Here is a 16,031-nt window from a genome sequence, read left to right as displayed (position 1 = left end):
CGCGCGCGAAACATTTGGTCAACCGCACTGACCTACCCAGAAAACCAGCGTCAGCCCCCGGCTTTTTCTTCCAGCAGCAGCCATTCCTCTTCGGCGGCGGCCAGCTTCTCCTGCCGCTCCACCAGCGCCTCGGTGGCCTTCTTGAACTTGACCGGCTCGCGGGTGAACAGCTCCGGGTCGCTCATCAGCTCCTGCAGCTTGCCGATCTCCGCCTCCAGCCGCTCGATCTCGCCGGGCAGCGCCTCCAGCCGGTGCTTTTCCTTGAAGCTGAGGCCGTCCTTGGGCTGGGCCTCCTGCTTCGGCTTGGACTTCGCAGGCTTCACCTTCTCAGGCCGCTCCGCAACCTCCAGCGGCCCGCGCTGCGCGATGTAATCGCTCCAGCCGCCGGCATAGGCCGTGGCCTTGCCGTCGCCTTCCATCGCAATTGTGGTGGTCGCCACCCGGTCCAAAAAATCCCGGTCGTGGCTCACCAAGAGCACGGTGCCATCGTAGTTGTCCAAAAGCTCCTGCAGCAGGTCCAGCGTTTCAACATCCAGGTCGTTGGTCGGCTCGTCCAGCACCAGGAGGTTCGAGGACCGCGCCATCAGCCGAGCCAGCAACAGCCGCGCCTTCTCGCCGCCCGACAGCGACCGCACGGGCGCCCGCGCCTGACGCTCGTCGAACAGGAATTCCTTGAGGTAGCCCACAACGTGCTTGGGCTGGCCGCGCACCATCACCTGATCGGCCTTGCCGGAAATCCCCAGCAAGGGATCGGCGGTCAGGTTCTCCCACAGGGTCGAATCGCCGTCCAACTGATCGCGGGTCTGGTCAAACAGCGCGATTTCCAGATTGGTGCCCAGCTGCACCTTGCCTGCATCCGGCTGTTCCATGCCTAAAAGCATCTTCAGCAGAGTGGTCTTCCCCGCGCCATTCGGGCCGACAAAAGCCACCCGTTCGCCGCGCTGCACCTTCAGCGAGAAGTCCTTGACGATCTGCTTGCCGCCAAACGCCTTGCTCAGCCCCTCGGCCTCGATCACCTTGCGGCCGGACTTGGGGCCGGCCTCCAGCGCCATCTCCGCCGCACCCTGCCGCTTGATCTGGCCGGCGCGCTCCGCCTTCAGATCCTGCAGTGCCCGCACCCGGCCCATGTTGCGCTTGCGCCGGGCCGAGATGCCTTCGACCGCCCAGCGGCTTTCCGACTTGATCAGCCTGTTCAGCTTGTGGCGCTGCATGTCCTCGTCTTCCCAGACCTTGTCGCGCCAGGCCTCGAAATCCTCAAACCCCTTCTCCTGGCGCCGCACCTCGCCGCGGTCCACCCACAGGGTGGCGCGCGTCAGCGCCCGCAGGAACGCCCGGTCGTGCGAGATCAGCACAAAGGCCGCGCGGGTGCTTTTGAGCTCGTTCTCCAGCCAGGTGATCGCCTCGATATCCAAGTGGTTCGTGGGCTCGTCCAGCAGCATCAGGTCTGGCGCTTCGGCCATCAGCTTGGCCAGCGCGGCGCGGCGGCGCTCGCCGCCGGAAGCGGTTTCCACCGGGCGGGCCGGATCAAACTTCAGCCCTTCGCCCGCGCGCTCCACTTTGTACATTTCGCCGGGGTCCAGCTCGCTGGCGGCAAAATCGCCCAAGGTGGCAAACCCCTCCATCTTCGGGTCCTGCTCCATGTAGCCGACGGATTTGCCCGGCGGCACCACGATGTCGCCCTGATCGGCTTCAACAATCCCCGCCATCACCTTCATCAGCGTGGATTTTCCCGAGCCGTTGCGGCCCACCAGCGCCACCCGGTCGCCGGGCTGCACCACCAGATCGAGGTTCGAAAAAACCGGATCGCCCCCAAAGGTGAGGGAAATGCCGGACATCTGCAAAAGAGGAATACGTGCCATGCCAGCCAGCTACCCCGGCGGCAAAATCGCGTCAACGCTCCCCGTTCATCTTTCCAAAAATACTCAAAATCACCCGGCCACCGCGCGCAGCAGCCGTTTGCGGGCCTCCGGGATCGCGCCGGTCTCCAGTCCGGTGAACACATGCAGCGTGTTCATCTGCCGGTCCACCACCGCATGGTCGCTGACCCAGCCGCCCATCGCCAGATAGGTCCGCAGCAGGGGCGGCATTGCCTGCAGCGCCCGCCTCATATCCGGCGCCTGCTGCAGCTCAGCTGCATAGCGGACCACCTCGGGCGCCTTCTCCCCCACCCGCCACTGCGCCGGGGCCAGGTGCCGCTGCCGCAGCAGCGCAAACGTGTCCAGATACGGCGCGGCAGAGGTGCCCGCGAAGGAGGAGCAGCCAAACAGCATCTGCACCCCCTGCCCGTCCACCAGGCCCGTCACTGCCCCCCAGGCGAGCCGCAGGATGTCCGGGTCGTGCCAGTCCGGATGAATGCAAAAGCGGCCCAGCTCCGCCATCGGGCCGGCAAAACCCCGAAGGCCCGGCAGCTCATAGAATTGCGCCGCATAGCTGTGCTCCAGCCCGCCGCCGTTCGGCAGCACCAGCAGCCGGAAACAGCAGACCAGGGTGCCGCTCGCTGCGTGCTCGACCAGGACATGGGCGCAGCGGCTGTCAAAGGCGTCGCAGTCGGTGCCGGGGGTGCGGAAACACAGCGTCCGCAGGGCCTGCGCCGCCGCCACATCCGCCGTCCCGGCGGCCAGCCGGGCAAGATACTGGCCTCTGCTCAGCAATAGATCCGGCTCTGCCATGGCTGCCCCCTGCTGCAGGCCTGCGCTGGCGCGGCGCGCATATCCGGGCGCAGACGCGGCAGCACAGCCGTGAAACCGGGTTACTCGGAATTCAGAAGCTGGCCGGGGCCGAAGTTGCCCAGGTTGCCCAGCAGCTGGCGCAGGAAGGTGCTGTCTTCCACCCCGGAGCTGGTCACCCGGCGTTCCAGCGGCACCACCTTGCCGTCTTCCAGGCTGTAGCGGCGGATGCCCTCCACCACGCCCTGCGCGTCAAAGCTGATCGCCACCAGGTCCCGCGCCACCGGTTTCGGCGCGGCAGCGCCATAGTGGCGGAAGCGGGTCGCGACATAATAGTAGCCGCTTTCGTTCAGCACCCCGGTCGAGGACGGCACCCCGATGGTTTCGGCCACCGAATCCCTTGTATCGATCCCCGGCACCACCTCGGCCAGCTGGCCCGGTGTGGGCACGTAGCCATGCTTGCGGTAGACCGACGCGCAGGCCGCCAGCGCCAGCCCGGCCGCCGCAAATACCGCGCCGCGCAGAACGGACTTGTAATGAAACGCCTTTGGAAACATGAGGGCCCCCCGAGCCTCGCCGCACAGCGCGGCTTGAATACGTCTTTCAACCCGATTACCTAATGACCGCTTCCGGTTCAAGAAACGAAAGTCCCCAACATGTCTGAGAGCACCGCTTTGCGGGTGGCGGACCTGCCGCAGAACACCCCGACCGCCTTTGAAATCATCCCGGGCAAGGAGGAGCTGGCCGCCCTGGCCGCAGAGCTGGGGGTGAATGCCCTGCGCAAGGTCCGCTTCACCGGAGAGATAAAGGCCCTGGGCAAGCGCGACTGGCAGCTGACCGGCGCCCTGGGCGCGACCGTGGTGCAGGACTGCGTGGTCACGCTGGAACCGGTGACCAGCCGGATCGAGGAAAAGGTGAACCTCACCTATACCGCCCGCTACGAAACGCCGGAAGGCGCCGAGGTGGAAATGCCCGACGACGACAGCATCGAGCCGCTGGGCAGCCATATCGACCCGGGCCAGGTGATGGCCGAGGCGCTGGCGCTGCACATCCCGCCCTACCCGCGCAAGGACGGCGCCGAACTGGGCGAGGCGGTCTATGCCGAAGACGGCGTGGCGCCGATGCGGGACGAGGACGCCAAACCCTTTGCCGGGCTTGCCGCGCTGCGCGGGCAGCTCAAAGATGAGGACTAGAGGCAGTTTTTTCGCACATGCGGAAATTGTTTCTGGCGCCGGGCGCGGCGCTGCCCTAAAAAACACCTTGCGCCGCCGGAGATTCGCAGTATTTTCGCGCGCTCATCGGAATTTTTGGTTGGACAATGCTTAGGCAGCCGCCTAAACGCACGTCACACCGATCGAACACGAATGCAATCGCGCCGCGGGGATGGCCCCAAGGCCCAAACAGACAAAGGTTGAGACATGGCCGTCCAACAGAACAAAGTATCCAAATCGCGCCGCAACAACCGCCGCGCGCACGATGCACTGGTTGCTGCGAACCCGAACGAATGCGGCAACTGCGGCGAGCTGAAGCGCCCGCACCACGTGTGCCCGTCCTGCGGCCATTACGACGACAAGGAAATCGTCGCGGCAGCTGACGAAATCGAGATCGACGAGGACGCGGCGTAAGCCACGGACCGGATCCTGATGCCAGGCAGGCTTTCGCATGACGGGTAAACCCGCGAAAAATCAGGCAGAAGCCGGCCGCATCATCATTTCTGTTGACGCCATGGGCGGAGACGCCGGCCCTGCTGTTGTAGTGGCCGGCATTGACATGTCGGCACAGAAAAACCCGGATATCGGGTTCATCCTGCACGGCCCCGCCGAGCAGCTGCAACCTCTTGTCGCCAAAAAGCGCGCCCTTAAGGGCCGCGTCGAGATTCGCGATGTCCGCGATGTGGTGACGATGGAGGACAAACCCTCGCAGGTGATGCGCAACGGCAAGGGCACCTCGATGTGGTCCGCGCTGGAGGCGGTCAAGAACGGCGAGGCAGGCGGCGCGGTCTCCTGCGGCAACACCGGCGCGCTGATGGCGCTCAGCATGCTGCGCCTGCGCAAGCTGCCGGGCATCAACCGCCCGGCCATTGCCATCCTGTGGCCGTCGCTGAACCCGCAGGGCTTCAACGTGATGCTGGATGTCGGCGCCGACGTTAAGGCGGATGCCGAGGACCTGCTGCAATACGCCCTGATGGGCACCTCTTACGTGCGCAACTCCATGGACATCGCCTGCCCGCGGGTGGGGCTGCTGAACGTGGGCACCGAAGAACACAAGGGCCGCGCCGAGCTGAAAGAGGCCTTCGGGCTGATTGCGGACAATGCGGCGCAGGCGAGTTACGAGTTCGTGGGCTTTGTCGAGGGCAGCGACATTCCCGGCAACGCGGTGGATGTGATCGTCACCGACGGCTTCACCGGCAATGTGGCGATCAAGACCGGCGAAGGCACCGCCCGGGTGATGCGCACCGCACTGCGCGAAGCGTTCCAGTACTCCTTCCTGTCCAAGATTGCGGCGCTGCTGGCGATGACCTCGCTCAAGCGGCTGTCCAAGCGGATGGACCCGCGCCGCGTCAATGGCGGAGTATTCCTGGGCCTGAACGGCACCGTGGTGAAATCCCACGGCGGCGCGGATGCCACAGGCGTTTCGGCGGCGGTGAAGCTCGCCTTCCGCCTGGCGCAGCACGGTTTCGCCGAAAAACTGGCCGCGCGGGTTGCATCTGCCGGCGCGCATACCCAAGATAATACTGCTTCCCGCACCCCGCGGGCGGCCACCGAAAAAGACTGAAATAGGCAGGCACCGGATGACGCGACGCGCGGTAGTTGTTGGCATAGGGCACTATCTCCCTGAACGGGTGGTTGAAAACGCGGAATTCGAGACCTCGCTGGACACCACGGACGAATGGATTCGCACCCGGTCCGGCATCGAACGCCGCCATTTCGCCGCTGAGGGAGAAACCACATCGGATATGGCTGCCAGGGCCGCAGAGCGCGCTTTGGCGGATGCGGGCCTGACCGCTGACGATGTGGACGCCATCATCGTGGCCACCTCCACCGCCGACCTCACCTTCCCCTCTGCCGCCACCATGGTGCAGTCCAAGCTGGGCATGACCAAGGGCTTTGCCTTTGACGTGCAGGCGGTCTGCGCGGGCTTCGTTTATGCGCTCAGCAACGCCAATGCGCTGATCGCCTCGGGCCAGGCCAGCCGGGTGCTGGTGATCGGCGCCGAGACCTTCAGCCGGATCATGGACTGGACCGACCGGGCCACCTGCGTGCTGTTCGGCGATGGCGCCGGCGCGCTGCTGCTGGAGGGCCAGGAGCTGGCGGGCACCAACAAGGACCGCGGCATTCTGGCAACCGATCTTAACTCGGACGGCCGCTACAAGGATCTGCTGTATGTCGACGGCGGCGTGTCCTCGACCCAGTCGACCGGCCATCTGCGGATGCAGGGCAACCAGGTGTTCCGCCACGCGGTGGAAAAACTCGCCTCTACCGCGAACACCGCGCTGGACCGCGCCGGGCTGTCGGCGGCGGATGTGGACTGGATCGTGCCGCATCAGGCCAATATCCGCATCATTCAGGGCACCGCCAAGAAAATGGGCCTGAGCATGGACAATGTGGTGGTAACCGTGCAGGATCACGGCAATACCTCCGCGGCCTCCATTCCGCTTGCCCTGTCTGTCGGCAAAGAGCGCGGCCAGATCAAAGAAGGCGACCTGATTGTGACCGAAGCCATCGGCGGCGGTCTGGCCTGGGGTGCCGTTGTGCTGCGCTGGTAACTCTTCCAGCCGGAATCCCGCCCGAAACACCCCGCGCAATTCATTGATATTGACAGGGAATTTCCCTGCGCCCTATGCTTTGGCAAACAACGGGGATTGGTATGGGCGAAAAAACACTGACACGAATGGATTTGAGTGAAGCTGTTTTCCGGGAAGTCGGCCTGTCGCGCAATGAAAGCGCGCAGCTGGTGGAAAGCATGCTGCAGCATATGTCGGACGCCCTGGTGCGCGGTGAACAGGTGAAGATCTCCTCGTTCGGGACATTCAGCGTAAGGGATAAGTCTGCCCGGGTCGGGCGGAACCCGAAGACCGGCGAAGAGGTGCCGATTCAGCCGCGCCGCGTGCTGACCTTCCGGCCTTCCCACCTGATGAAAGACCGCGTGGCAGACGGCAACCGTAAATAACGGGACCAATTGAGCCATGTCAAAATCACCGGACGCCTTCCGCACCATCAGCGAAGTTGCGGACTGGCTGGGCGTGCAGGCGCATGTTCTGCGCTTCTGGGAGAGCAAGTTCACCCAGGTCAAACCTGTCAAGCGGGCCGGCGGGCGCCGCTATTACCGGCCTGCGGATATGCGGCTTCTGGGCGGCATCAAGAAACTGCTGCATGACGACGGGATGTCGATCAAGGACGTTCAGGCGCTGCTGCGCGAGCATGGCCCCGCCCATGTGGCGGAGTTCTCGCACCCCGTCGACGGCGCAGCCGCCGAGCGCTCCGCGCCGGTGCCGCCGGCGGACAGGCTGGGCGATGACTGGCAAAGCTCGCTGGAGCTGAGCCATGAGCAGGCGGCAAAAGAGGACACGGGTTCAGAAGCCAGCAATGTGGTCGGCTTCCCGCAACAGGACGCCGCGGCAGACGATATCCTGCAGGACCCGGCAGACGCCCCCGCAGCAGTAAGCCCCGCTGCCCCGGCGGATGCCCCGGAAACTGAGGAAACCGCCGCCGACGCCGCTGCCCCCGCCGCTGCCCCCGCCGCTGCGCCGGAGCCGCAGATGCGGATGGATCTGGCCGCGCCCGCCCCAGAGACCGGTGCCGAGGACGAGACCGGGGCGGCGGCAGAATCAGAACCTGGCCCATCCGCCCCGTCCCCCCTTGCGGCGCAAGACCCGGCAGCGGATGGCACCGCGCCCGCGCCGGCAGAGGCCACAGAGACACCCCTTGCCCCTGCGGTGGAACCAGACACCGCCTCCCCCTGGAGCGAGGCCGCCGCTGAGGACACGGCTGAAGAGACCACAGCAACAGCGGCTGCCCCCGCAGACTCCGCCCCGGTCGACCCGGCACCGGAAGGAATGCAAGACCCGCAAGACGGCGATGACAGCGCGGGCTGGGACGCGGGAACCGAGCCGGCAGCGGCACCGCCTGCCGCCGAAGAGGCACAGCCGGACGCGCCGGACGGCTTTGGCACACCGGCTGAAACCGGATCCGCTGAGACCCTTCCGGAAGAGCCTCCCTTGACCGCAGCAGAGCCGCCCGTGCTGGAGGATACGTCCGCTGCGGAAACCCTCTGGGCGGACGCGCAAGAGCCTGCAGACAGCGCGCAGCCTGCGGACCCTGCCCCGAAAGCAGCTCCGGACTTCCCGGCGGATTCGGACGCGGCTGATCTGCCGGAACAGTCTGCCGCCCAGGAAACGGCGGACGACCACACAGGCCCTGCAGCGGCTGATCCGCTGGCAGCCCCAATACCCGAACCGGACCCGTCCGAGGACACCCTGGCTGCCGCGGCGGGCGTTCAGCCGGAAGAGCCGCTGGACTTTGGCAACGGCGCAGAGCCGTTTGCCGCCGCCATGGAGGCAGACCCCGGCGCGGATGACGCAGACGCCGCAGCCGATCCTGCCGCCGCCTTCCCGCCGCACGATCTGGACCAGGCCGCCCGGCAGGTTGATGCGCTGGAATTTGGCTCCGGCTTTGCCCCTGACGCGGATGCGGCTGCTGAGCCGGACCAGCCGCAAGACAGCCCGGCGGCAGCGCCTGAGGCCGAAACCGGCGAGGCGGCAGACGCCCCTGCCCCTGTCCTGCCACACCCCGGTGTTTTGTCCCATCTGGCCGCTGTCCGCAGCCTGCCGCCGCAGACGGTGGCCGCAATCGCTGCCTGCGCCGAAGATCTGCGCGCCCTGGCGGCCCGCGGCGCAGTTGCAGGGCCACCGGTCTCCGGCGCCGGGTCCGGTCCGGACCTCCCCTGATTTCACGGGCGTTTCCCGCGCCGGGAAGCGCCCCCTGCACCCGCGCGGGCCTGCGCGCGCGGGCCTGCAACTGCCTCAGCCGGCAGGATTTCCGGGCGGATGCGCAAAAAATCTTGCCGCCCCCTCTTGCCCCTGCCGTGAAAACGGTTAGAAGGCTGTTCAACGGGCTATGGCGCAGCCTGGTAGCGCGTCCGTCTGGGGGACGGAAGGTCGCAGGTTCGAGTCCTGCTAGCCCGACCATTTGAAAAACGCCCGGGTGCTTCGGCACCCGGGCGTTTTCATATCCCGGCCCTGAATTGCCGATTGCGCAGCGGGGCCGATTGGGCCAGCATCGCCGGAAAATCCGGCGCGGGGAGGGACAGGAAATGACAGGCGTTTTGCCCAGCCAAACCATTGAAAACATGCTGGAGAACGGCGCTATCACCGTCAGCACCCCGCTGGTGGAGGGTCAGGTGCAGCCTGCCAGCCTCGACCTGCGGCTGGGCAATGTCGCCTACCGGGTGCGCGCGTCTTTTCTGGCGGGCCAGGGCCGCAGCGTCTCCGACCGTCTGACGGAATTCGAGATGCACCGCATCAGCCTTGATGGCGGCGCGGTGCTGGAAAAGGGCTGCGTCTACGTGGTGCCCTTGATGGAAGGTCTGGCGCTGCCGCAGGATGTTTCCGCCGTGGCCAATGCCAAAAGCTCCACCGGGCGGCTCGACCTTCTGACCCGCACCATCACCGATGGCGGCGAGGAATTCGACCGGATCAAGCCCGGCTACCAGGGGCCGCTTTACGCCGAGATCTGCCCGCGGTCGTTCTCGGTGCTGGTGCGGCCGGGGATGCGGCTGAACCAGATCCGGTTCCGCCGCGGCCAGGCGGTGCTGTCGGATGCGGAGCTGAAGATGCTGCACGCGGGCACGCCGCTGGTCGATGGCGAGGCGATGATCGAGGATGGCTTGGGCTTTTCCGTCGATCTGAAGCTGCCGGGCACCGATCTCGTCGGCTACCGCGCCAAGCCGCATACCGGCGTCATCGACCTGGAGCGGATCGGGGAATACGACCCGCAGGAATACTGGGAGGAAGTGCGCACCAAGGATGGCCGCATCATCCTGGACCCCGGCGCGTTCTATATCCTGGTGAGCCGCGAGGCGGTGCATATCCCGCCTGCCTTTGCCGCCGAAATGGCGCCCTATCTGGCGATGGTGGGCGAGTTCCGGGTGCATTACGCGGGCTTCTTCGACCCTGGCTTTGGCCATGACGCCGCGGGCGGGGCCGGATCGCGCGGGGTGCTGGAGGTGCGCTGCCATGAGGCGCCGTTTGTGCTGGAGCATGGCCAGGTGGTGGGACGTCTGGTCTATGAGAAGATGGCCGAGGTGCCGGAGCAGCTTTACGGTGCCGGCATTGCGTCGAACTACCAGGGTCAGGGGCTGAAGCTGTCGAAGCACTTCAAGACGCCAGCCTGAACCCTTTAGCCCGGCGGCACCGCCGGGCAGCGCCCGACCCTCCCGTCAAACCGAAGGTTTGCCTCTGGCAAAACGGGAGGGCGCTTCGCACCCACCCAGGGTCAGGCGCCGTCCGCTGCACTTTCAGAGCGTCACTTCACCGGCCCGCCTTCTGCCAGATTCTGTGTCGTGCCCGCCTGCACCGGCCGGTCCAGATGCGTTGACAGCACCGTATAGGTGCGGGTGGCGCGCACGCAGCCGACCTCATAGATCCGCGCAAGCAGCCCCTCCAGCGCCCTGGGGGAGGCGACGCGGACCTTGAGGATCAGGTTGGTGTCCCCGGCGGAGCTGTGCACCTCCTCCAGTTCCGGCATCTCCTGCAGCGCCAGCAGGCCGGTGGTCACGCCCCACCCCTCGGTATCCACATGGATGAAGGCCAGCAGCGGCTTGCCCACCGCGGCTCCGTCGAGCCGCGCCACCGTTGCCTCGATGGTGCCCGACGCGCGCAGCCGCTTGACCCGCTCATGCACCGCGGGCGCCGACAATCCGACGTTCTGGCCGATTGCGGCGTAAGAGAGTGTCGCGTCCCGGCTCAGCGCGCCTAATATTTTTCGGTCCAAAGCGTCCAGCGCGCGGGGAGTCCCAGCCGTTTTCCGAACCCCATCTGTTTTTTCTTCTGCCATCTTCGCCCGCCCTTCACAGAACCATGTTCAGCGCATAGCAGATTTACCTGAACATTCTTAAAGGTAAACCCATGCGAACCCCGATTCTGATCTTGATGAGCGCGATAGGCGTGATTGGTGCGAACTCGCTGCTGCTGTCGCCGGTGGTGACCGCTGTCAGCCAAGCCCTGAATGCCACCACCGCAGAGGTGATGCGGGCGGCCAGCGCCTATGGGCTGGGGGTGGCTGCGGCGGCACTGCTGCTGGCGCCGCTGGCGGACCGGATCGGTGCAGGGCGGCTGCTGCGGGCGGCGCTGTTGCTGCTGGGCGCCGGGCTGGCGGCCAGCGCGGCGGCGGCGGATGTCCGGATGCTGATGGCGGCGCAGGCGGTCTGCGGGCTGGCGGCGGGGGCCGCCCTGCCCTCGATCTACACGCTGGCGATGGTGATTGCCCCCAAGGGGCGCGAGGCGCGGGTGCTGGGGCTGGTGCTGTCGGGCTGGACAGTGTCGCTGGTGCTGGGCGTCAGCGTCAGCGCCTGGGCCACCGATCTGGCGGGCTGGCGCGCGGTCTATGGCACGCTGGCATCTGTGGCGCTGCTGCTCTGGGCCGCCTCCGCCTCCCTGCGCGCTGCGGGCAGCCCCAGCGGCCAGGCGACCTCGCCGCTGACGGCGCTGCGGGTGCCGGGAATTGTCCGCGGGCTGCTGTCCACCGCACTGATGATGCTGGGGTTCTACAGCAGCTATTTCTTCACCGGCGCGCATATCACCCAAGGCCTGGGGCTGAGCATCACCCAAGCCGGGCTGCTGCCGCTGTTCTACGGCATCGGGTTCGGGCTGGCGGTGCTGCTTGATCCGCTGCTGGACCGGCTGGGCCTGGCGCGCGCCACGCCGCCGGTGTTCCTGGCGGTCACGGCCAGCTATCTGCTGATGATGGTCTGGGCGGACAACTATGGGCTGCTGCTGGGGCTGGCGGTGCTGTGGGGGATCGGCCAGCATCTGGCACTGAATCTGGTGGTGGCGCGGGTGACGCTGCTGGACCCCGGGCAGCGCGGCGCCATCATGGGGCTGTTCAGCACCGTGACTTACTTATGTGTCTTTGCAGCGCCTTTTACCGGAGCGGCCGCTTATGCCGTCTGGGGGCTTGCGGGCTGCCTGGGCGTGTCGGCGCTGCTGTCGGCCAGTGCCGCGCTGGAGGCGCTTGGCCTGAAACCGGCGGCGCCTAGCGCTGGCGGCGCCCCTGCTTGACGGAGGGAATGCGCGAGCGGCCCGCCTGCTGCACCGGCGGGGCGCTCTGCCCCTGACCGCGGTCCCGCGGCTTGCTGCGCCTGGCGACGGCGTTGATGCCTGCGTTCACACCGGCGCCCACCGCGCGGCTGACAAGCCGCCGCAGCACCATGTTGATGATCCAGTTGATATTCACCGTGCTGGCCCCCCGTGTCCGGTTCTGCCAGGCATCCTAAGCGCAGATTAAGCCGATTTCGAGGCGCCTGGACAGCCGCCGGCGCCGTCACTCCTCGAACAGTTCCGCCTGTTCTTCCGGCTCGTCGTCCTCGTCGCCGCTCTGGCCCAGCGGCAGGCTGCCCGGCGGCGGGCGGTTTTCCAGCAGACCCGCGGCGCGCAGCTCCTTCAGGCCCGGCAGGTCGCGGGCGCTTTCCAGGCCGAAGTGATCCAGGAAGTCCGGCGTCACCACAAATGTCACCGGGCGGCCCGGGGTCATGCGGCGGCGGCCCAGGCGGATCCAGTTCATCTCCATCAGCTGGTCGATGGTGCCGCGCGACACCGACACGCCGCGGATCTCCTCGATCTCGGTGCGGGTGACCGGCTGGTGGTAGGCGACAATCGCCAGCGTTTCGATCGCGGCGCGGCTGAGCTTGCGCAGCTCGGTGGTTTCCTTCTGCATCAGAAAGCCAAGGTCCGGCGCGGTGCGGATCGCCCAGGCATCGCCCAGACGCACCACCCGCACGCCGCGGCCCTCATAGCGCTTGCGCAGATGCTCCACCGCCTCGCGCGGGTTGCAGCCATGCGGCATCCGGCTTTCGAGGTCGCGCAGGGTGACGGGCTCGGCGCTGGCAAACAGCACCGCCTCCACCATCCGCTCCTGCTCCGCCATCGGCGGCGCGTCAAACAGCGAGTCACTATCTTCGCGGACGGGAGCGCCCTGGCTCTGACCGTCCATGATCTGGTCTTCCATCAGCTATCCTCGTTCAGGCTGCGCAGCTGGAGCGGCGCAAATGTTTCGCTCTGGCGCAGCTCGGCCTTGCCTTCCTTGACCAGCTGCAGCGAGGCGGCAAAGGTCGCCGCGGTGGCCGACCGGCGTTTCACCGGATCGCTGTGCCAGCCGTCCGGCAAATAGCTGATCAGGTCGGTCCAATCGCCGGTAAAGCCCAACAGGTGGCGCATCCGGTCCAGCGCCTCCTCCATGGTGAAAACCGAGTCTCGGTCCATCACGAAGGGGCGGAAATCCTCTTTGGTGCGGATGCGGGCATAGGCCTGCATCAGGTCCAGGAGATTGGCGGTATAGGTGACGGTCTTGATCCGGGCGACGGTCTCTTCCTCGCCGCGCCCGAAGAAGTCGCGGCCCAGCCGGTCGCGGCCCATCAGCCGCGCGGCAGCGTCGCGCATCGCCTGCAAACGCTCCAGCTGGAACGCCAGGTGGGCAGCCAGTTCTTCGCCCGATGGCCCCTCTTCCTCCGGGTCGGGGGGCAGCAGCAGGCGGGATTTCAGGAAGGCGAGCCAGGCCGCCATCACAAGATAATCGGCCGCCAGCTCGATCCGCAGCTCCTTGGCCTTCTCGACAAAGGTCAGATACTGCCGCGCCAGTTCCAGCACGGAGATCTTGCGCAGGTCCACCTTCTGGGTGCGCGACAGCGTCAAAAGCAGGTCGAGCGGGCCTTCGAATCCGTCCACGTCCACGATCAGGGCCTCGGCCGCCAGCCGTTCCTCTACCGATGTGTCCGCGTCTGAAAAGAGTGTCTGCTCAGCCATACACCTGCCCGCCCATGAGGGCGGCAAGTTCGTCTTCGGCGGCCTGAATGTCAAGATCCGCAGGGGGTTTGCGGGCGGCCAGCGCGCGGTCTGCGCGGGTTTGCGCTGCCGCTGTCATGCCGCCTGCGGCCTCCGCCACGGCGATCCGGTCCGCCAGCGGCGCATTGCACAGCAGGACCACGTCGCAGCCTGCCGTCAGCGAGTCCCGCGTGATGTCCGTCAGCGCGCCCTCGAGCGCCTTCATCGAAATATCGTCGGTCATGATCAGCCCGTCAAAGCCGATCTGCTCTCGGATCAGCTGCATCATCACCGGCGAGGTGGTGGCCGGGCGGCTGTCATAGGCGTCATAGACCAGATGCGCGGTCATCCCCAGCGGCAGATCGTTCAGCGCTTTGAAGGCGGCAAAATCGCTTTGCTCCAGTGTCTCCGGAGCGCTGGCCACATGCGGCAGGTCCAGATGGCTGTCGGCGGTGGCGCGGCCATGGCCGGGGATATGCTTCAGCACCGGCAGCACGCCGCCGTCCAGATGCCCCTGCGCCACCGCGCGGCCGATGGCGGCAACGGCCTGGGTGTCTTCGCCATAGCAGCGGTTTTTCAGGAACGCATGGGTGTCGGCGCAGGCCACATCGGCAATCGGCGCGCAGTTGCTGTCGATGCCGAGGCCGTGCAGCTCATGCGCGATCAGCCGGTAGCGCAGGTACATGGCGCGTTCGGCGCCGGCGCCGGCCCGCTCAACATGCTCCAGCGGCGGCAGCCAATTGCGCGCCAGCGGCGCGAGCAGCCGCTGCACCCGGCCGCCCTCTTGGTCGATGGTGATCACGCAGTCGCGGCCCACAGCCTCGCGGAAGTCGCCGCACAGCGCGCGCACCTGATCGGCGCTTTCGATGTTGCGGGCAAACAGGATGAAGCCGAAGGGATCGGCATCGCGGAAGAACGCCTTTTCATTTGCGCTCAGGCGCAGGCCGTCGGCGTCGAGGATGGTGGCTCCGAAAGTCATGAGTGTGCCCTATCGCCCCCTTGGATCCGGGAGGGCAGCGCCCGGCCCGGGGTGGGTGCAAAGCGCCCGCCCTGGGGGCGGGTCGGGCGCTGCCCGGCCTTGCGGCCAGGCGGTTCGTTACCGTGTGGTTACCGGAATGCAGTCGGCATTTCCAGCCACCAGCGCAGAGCAGAAGCGGCGGGCATCCGACAGTCCGGCAAAGCCCATCGCCCGCAGGCGGTAGAAGGTGCGGCCGCCGCTTTCGGCGCGCTGGATCACCCGCTGCTTGCCTTCCAGGTAATCGGCAAAGCGGGCATGGATGCGGTCCCATTCGGCGCGCGCGACTTCCGGGCTTTCATAGGCGCCCAGCTGCGCCAGCCGTGTGCCGGCCGGGAGGGTGGCCGGGTCGACATCAACGGCAGCGGCAGGGGCTGCCGGTGCGGCTGCGGCCGGAGCGGGGCTGAACCGTGCGGGCCGGGCCGAGGGCCGCAGCGAGTGCTTGACGCCGGGCGCGTTCAGGACGGCGGGCGACGGCGCTGCCGCGGCCAGGCCAGGCTGCAGCGGTTCCGGCTGCACGATGGCAGGCGCCTGCGCCGAGGCGGGCACCGCAGCCGACAGCGTTTCCGACTCGCGGGCGAGTTCTGCGACCAGCGCGTCGATATCGCCGTTCTGGAAAGAGGCCACCGCGTCCTCGCTGACACCGGGGGCTTCAGCCGCCTCCGGTTCTGCCGGAACGGCCGGCAGCTCCGCCGGGGCGGTTTCCGCGGCCAGCTGCGGCAGCGGTTTGTCGTCCTCGGTTAGCCGGATCGCGGGCGGTGCCAGGGTCAGCCGGTCGGCCGGCGCCTCGGCGCTGCCGCTGGCGGCAACCGCATTCACCGCAAGCCCCTGATGATCCGCCTGGGAGCCGCCCGGATTCGCGGGCTGTTCGCGCATCGGCCCTTCGGCCGCGCGCACCACCGGCACGCCGCTGACATCGCGCATCACCAGCTTGTAGCCCCAGACGCCAATCCCCGCGACCAGCGCAACCGAGGCCGCAGCACCCAGCAGGCTGAGGCTGCGGGAGAATCGCGCCCGCAACCCGGCAGGCGCGGCGTAGGCTGCATACTCCTGCGCGTCATAGCCTTGGCCGTCAGGCTGATACCCGTAGGCCGGATCTTCATAACCGTATGCCGGTTCCGCGCCCGGGCCGGTGTAATGCTGATCGGAGTACTGCTGCCCGTAGGCCCCGCCAGTTGCGGTGTCCTGCCTTTGAACACCACCCTGTATGTAGGCGTGCCCCTGGCCCGCCTGCGCAAAATACGCCATTTTCCGCCTCACTGCCCGGTTTGGCAGCGCCGAAACGGCGCCGCGCCCCAAGTCTCTTCAACTGCCT

At 67.0% G+C, this 16,031-nt stretch carries 17 protein-coding genes and 1 tRNA gene; 9 read left to right on the top strand and 9 right to left on the bottom strand.

Annotation, left to right across the window (positions count from 1 at the left end; genetic code table 11):
* Positions 1-50: 50 nt before the first annotated feature.
* The 3 genes from B2P87_RS19830 to B2P87_RS19820 form a co-directional block, all read right to left on the bottom strand.
* Complete coding sequence (locus B2P87_RS19830; protein WP_141890119.1) at positions 51-1,859, bottom strand: ABC-F family ATP-binding cassette domain-containing protein; 1,809 nt, start codon at positions 1,857-1,859, stop codon at positions 51-53.
* A 69-nt stretch (positions 1,860-1,928) separates the two neighbouring features.
* A complete protein-coding gene (locus B2P87_RS19825; protein ID WP_141890118.1) occupies positions 1,929-2,669 on the bottom strand; it encodes a GNAT family N-acetyltransferase in 741 nt (246 codons plus the stop codon).
* An 80-nt stretch (positions 2,670-2,749) separates the two neighbouring features.
* A complete protein-coding gene (locus tag B2P87_RS19820) occupies positions 2,750-3,223 on the bottom strand; it encodes an outer membrane protein assembly factor BamE (RefSeq protein WP_058288061.1) in 474 nt (157 codons plus the stop codon).
* A 99-nt stretch (positions 3,224-3,322) separates the two neighbouring features.
* On the opposite strand from B2P87_RS19820, the gene B2P87_RS19815 reads away from it, so the two are divergent.
* From B2P87_RS19815 to B2P87_RS19780, 8 genes are all read left to right on the top strand, one after another.
* A complete protein-coding gene (locus tag B2P87_RS19815) occupies positions 3,323-3,859 on the top strand; it encodes a YceD family protein (RefSeq protein WP_058288060.1) in 537 nt (178 codons plus the stop codon).
* 225 nt (positions 3,860-4,084) lie between these two features.
* Positions 4,085-4,291: a 50S ribosomal protein L32 gene (rpmF, locus tag B2P87_RS19810; protein ID WP_008558107.1), complete on the top strand. Its 207-nt coding sequence runs from the start codon at positions 4,085-4,087 to the stop codon at positions 4,289-4,291.
* Positions 4,292-4,328: 37 nt separating this feature from the next.
* Positions 4,329-5,441: a phosphate acyltransferase PlsX gene (gene plsX, locus B2P87_RS19805; RefSeq protein WP_058288059.1), complete on the top strand. Its 1,113-nt coding sequence runs from the start codon at positions 4,329-4,331 to the stop codon at positions 5,439-5,441.
* 16 nt (positions 5,442-5,457) lie between these two features.
* Positions 5,458-6,432: a beta-ketoacyl-ACP synthase III gene (locus B2P87_RS19800; RefSeq protein WP_141890117.1), complete on the top strand. Its 975-nt coding sequence runs from the start codon at positions 5,458-5,460 to the stop codon at positions 6,430-6,432.
* A gap of 101 nt (positions 6,433-6,533) precedes the next feature.
* A complete protein-coding gene (gene ihfA / locus B2P87_RS19795; protein WP_008207184.1) occupies positions 6,534-6,836 on the top strand; it encodes an integration host factor subunit alpha in 303 nt (100 codons plus the stop codon).
* A 16-nt stretch (positions 6,837-6,852) separates the two neighbouring features.
* Positions 6,853-8,613, top strand: a complete 1,761-nt coding sequence (locus B2P87_RS19790; protein WP_244940793.1) for a MerR family transcriptional regulator — start codon at positions 6,853-6,855, stop codon at positions 8,611-8,613.
* Positions 8,614-8,776: 163 nt separating this feature from the next.
* Positions 8,777-8,853: transfer RNA gene (locus tag B2P87_RS19785), tRNA-Pro, on the top strand.
* Between the two features lie 125 nt (positions 8,854-8,978).
* Positions 8,979-10,058: a 2'-deoxycytidine 5'-triphosphate deaminase gene (locus B2P87_RS19780; RefSeq protein WP_141890116.1), complete on the top strand. Its 1,080-nt coding sequence runs from the start codon at positions 8,979-8,981 to the stop codon at positions 10,056-10,058.
* A gap of 131 nt (positions 10,059-10,189) precedes the next feature.
* Here the strand turns inward: B2P87_RS19780 and B2P87_RS19775 are convergent, their stop codons facing one another.
* Positions 10,190-10,657, bottom strand: a complete 468-nt coding sequence (locus B2P87_RS19775; protein WP_286853194.1) for an Lrp/AsnC family transcriptional regulator — start codon at positions 10,655-10,657, stop codon at positions 10,190-10,192.
* Positions 10,658-10,791: 134 nt separating this feature from the next.
* Between B2P87_RS19775 and B2P87_RS19770 the strand changes: the two genes are divergently transcribed.
* Positions 10,792-11,943: an MFS transporter gene (locus tag B2P87_RS19770; protein ID WP_141890114.1), complete on the top strand. Its 1,152-nt coding sequence runs from the start codon at positions 10,792-10,794 to the stop codon at positions 11,941-11,943.
* On the opposite strand, the gene B2P87_RS19765 is transcribed toward B2P87_RS19770, so the two are convergent.
* From B2P87_RS19765 to B2P87_RS19745, 5 genes are all read right to left on the bottom strand, one after another.
* Positions 11,918-12,118, bottom strand: coding sequence for a hypothetical protein (locus tag B2P87_RS19765; RefSeq protein WP_141890113.1), 201 nt, complete (start codon positions 12,116-12,118; stop codon positions 11,918-11,920). The two genes, B2P87_RS19770 and B2P87_RS19765, sit on opposite strands and share 26 nt — an antisense overlap.
* 87 nt (positions 12,119-12,205) lie before the next feature.
* The gene (gene scpB, locus B2P87_RS19760) at positions 12,206-12,874 is read right to left on the bottom strand and encodes an SMC-Scp complex subunit ScpB (protein ID WP_414671961.1); all 669 of its coding nucleotides are present in this window, start codon (positions 12,872-12,874) and stop codon (positions 12,206-12,208) included.
* Between the two features lie 14 nt (positions 12,875-12,888).
* Complete coding sequence (locus B2P87_RS19755; RefSeq protein ID WP_141890111.1) at positions 12,889-13,683, bottom strand: segregation and condensation protein A; 795 nt, start codon at positions 13,681-13,683, stop codon at positions 12,889-12,891.
* A complete protein-coding gene (nagZ, locus tag B2P87_RS19750; RefSeq protein WP_141890110.1) occupies positions 13,676-14,680 on the bottom strand; it encodes a beta-N-acetylhexosaminidase in 1,005 nt (334 codons plus the stop codon). The genes B2P87_RS19755 and nagZ overlap by 8 nt, the downstream gene beginning before the upstream one ends.
* Before the next feature lie 117 nt (positions 14,681-14,797).
* Complete coding sequence (locus B2P87_RS19745) at positions 14,798-15,964, bottom strand: SPOR domain-containing protein (protein ID WP_058288051.1); 1,167 nt, start codon at positions 15,962-15,964, stop codon at positions 14,798-14,800.
* Between the last annotated feature and the right edge of the window lie 67 nt (positions 15,965-16,031).

It is taken from the genome of Leisingera sp. UBA4491 (assembly GCF_002388965.1).
GTDB lineage: Bacteria > Pseudomonadota > Alphaproteobacteria > Rhodobacterales > Rhodobacteraceae > Leisingera > Leisingera aquaemixtae.
This window is presented reverse-complemented; position numbering and strand designations above follow the sequence as displayed.